Consider the following 2,851-nt stretch of genomic DNA (forward strand, 5'->3'; position numbering starts at 1 on the left):
GGGAACCTATCGCGCCGCGGTCATCGGCGGCGCCGCGGTCAACGTGCTCCGGTCGGCCTACCGCGACCACGTGGCGCTCCTGGCCGCCCACGACGTGGCGTCCACGGTCGAGGACGAGCCGGTACTGCCGTTCGCCGAGGTGGGTCGTCGCCTCGCCGATCTCGCGGACGCCGCGCTGACCGCCGCGCTCGCGGTGGCGGTCTCCACGGTGTACCCGGATTCGCCCATGCCCTGTCGCCTCGGCGTGGTGGCCATGGGCAAGGGCGGGGCCCGCGAACTCAACTACATCTCCGACGTGGACATCATCTTCGTCTCCGAACCCGCGGACGCCAAGACCGGTCGGGTGGCCGGGGAGATGATGCGTATCGGCTCGATGGCCTTCTTCGAGGTGGACGCCGCCCTGCGACCCGAGGGCAAGTCCGGCGAGCTGGTGCGGACGCTGGAGTCGCACGAGGCCTATTACAGGCGGTGGGCCAAGACGTGGGAGTTCCAGGCGCAGCTCAAGGCCCGGCCGATGACCGGCGACCTGGCCCTGGCCACCGAGTACTACGACACCGTGCACCCGCTGGTGTGGACGGCCTCCGAGCGGGACGACTTCGTGCACGACGTCCAGGCCATGCGCCGGCGGGTGGAGGAGAACGTCCCCGAGCCGCTCCGGGAGCGCGAGCTCAAGCTCGGGCGTGGGGGCCTGCGCGACGTGGAGTTCGCGGTCCAGCTCCTGCAACTGGTGCACGGTCGCACGGACGAGGAGCTGCGTGTCGCCAGCACGGTGGACGCGCTCGGGGCGCTCCGGGCGGGGGGATACATCGCGCGGGAGGACGGCGCCAACCTGGTGGCCGCCTACGAGTTCCTGCGACTTCTCGAGCACCGTCTCCAGCTCCAGCGCTACAAGCGCACCCATCTGCTCCCGGAGGACGGCGACCGGGAGGCGTACCGCTGGCTCGCCCGCGCCGCCCACATCCGGCCCAGCAGTCGGCACGACGCCGCGGAGGTCCTGCTCGAGCAGCTCCGTCAGGTCCGCAGCCGGGTGCGCAGGCTCCATTCCAAGCTGTTCTACCGCCCGCTGCTGGACTCGATCGCCGCCTACGACGCGGAGGCCCTGTCCCTGAGCTCCGAGGCGATGGAGCGGCAGCTGGCGGCACTGGGGTTCGGCGCACCGCGCCACGCACTCGGGCACCTCCGGGCCCTGGCCGGGCAGAACAACCGCCGCGGCCGGATCCAGGCGCTGCTCCTGCCCGCCTTCATGGAATGGCTCGCCGACACCCCGGACCCGGACGCCGGGTTGCTGGCCTACCGCAAGCTGTGTGAGGAGCACCAGGACGTCACCTGGTTCCTGCGCATCCTGCGGGACGACAGCATCGTGGCGCGCCGCCTGGTGACGGTGCTGGGCACCTCCGCGTTCGTCTCCGAACTCCTGCTCCGCAACCCCGAGGTGATCCCGGAGCTGACCGACGGCGCCGAGGGGCCCGTGCTCGTGGCCTCCAAGGTCTCCGACATCGCCTCCGCGCTGTCCGCCTCGGCGTCCCGTCACCGCACCCCCGAGAAGGTCATCGCCGCGGCGAGGTCGCTACGCCGGGCCGAGCTGGCCCGGATCGGCGCCGCGGACGTCCTGGGGTTGGTCTCCGTGCCGGAGGTCGGCAAGCGCCTGTCCGCCGTGTGGCGGGCGGTGCTCGAGGCGTCCCTCGCGGCCGTGATGAGGGACATGGCCCCCGAGGGCCAGGCGCCGCCGGCCCGACTCGCGTACATCGGGATGGGGCGGCTCGGCGGGGACGAGTTGTCGTACGGATCCGATGCGGACGTGATGATCGTGTGCGATCCGGTGGAGGGCGTCGCCGAGGACGTCGCCGTCCGGTGGGCCGTCCAGGTGGCCGAACGGGTGGGCAGGCTGCTCTCCTCGCCGTCGTCGGACCCCCCGCTCGACCTCGACGCCGACCTTCGACCGGAGGGCCGCAACGGACCACTGGTACGGACGCTTGCGTCCTACCGCGCCTACTACTCCAAGTGGGCCGAGACGTGGGAGCTGCAGGCCCTGCTCCGGGCCGCGTTCGCGGCGGGGGATCGCGACCTGGGCCTGGACTTCCTGCACATGATCGACGAGTTCCGTTACCCGGCGGACGGGGTGCCGCCCAAGGTGGTGCAGGAGATCCGGCGGATGAAGGCGCGGATCGACACCGAGCGTCTGCCCAGAGGGGCCGACCCGGCCACGCACACCAAGCTCGGGCGCGGTGGTCTGGCGGACGTCGAGTGGTGCGCGCAGTTGCTCACGATGCAGCACGCGGCGCGGGTGCCGGGCCTGCACACCACCTCCACCCTGGAGGCGCTCGAGGCCGCGGCCGCCGCGGAGTTGCTCTCGGAGGGCGAGCGTGAGGCGCTGGTGCAGTCGTGGCTCATGGCCGCCCGCGCCCGCAACGCCCTGGTCCTGGCCCGCGGCAAGGCGGTCGACCAACTCCCCGGTCAGGGCAAGATCCTGGCGGCCGTGGCCAGCATCTGCGCCGGGTCCTCCGACGGCGCGGAGTTCCTCAACCAGTACCTCCGGGTCACCCGCCACGGTCGCAAGGCCGTCGACCACGTCTTCTGGGGTGAGATCTGAGGCGTGTTCCGGGGTCGGACCAGGGTTGTCACCGATGCGCTCCGGGGCCGCGCGCCGATACCCTGGGGTCATGGCTGTGAAGATGAACCTCACCCTCACCCTCGACGGCGTCACCTACGGTGAGTTGTACGAGTTCGTCGACGCGGTCCGGGCGGCCGGCGTGCCCGCCGACGAACGCGTGCGCTGTCTGGGGTCCGACGACATGGGCGACCGCTTCGAGGTGGAGCTCGGCCCGGACCTGCGCCGGTCCGGGGCGGCCCG

General features: G+C 72.1%; 1 protein-coding gene and 1 pseudogene. Both read left to right on the forward strand.

Annotation, left to right across the window (positions count from 1 at the left end):
• Positions 1-2,590: bifunctional [glutamine synthetase] adenylyltransferase/[glutamine synthetase]-adenylyl-L-tyrosine phosphorylase (locus G6021_RS07765; RefSeq protein WP_182641003.1), on the forward strand; the 2,590-nt coding region annotated here is incomplete at its 5' end.
• A gap of 70 nt (positions 2,591-2,660) precedes the next feature.
• A pseudogene (locus G6021_RS07770) lies at positions 2,661-2,851 on the forward strand (hypothetical protein); the annotation flags it as partial.

This window comes from Dietzia sp. CW19 (assembly GCF_014145265.1).
In the GTDB taxonomy this organism is placed as follows: domain Bacteria; phylum Actinomycetota; class Actinomycetes; order Mycobacteriales; family Mycobacteriaceae; genus Dietzia; species Dietzia natronolimnaea.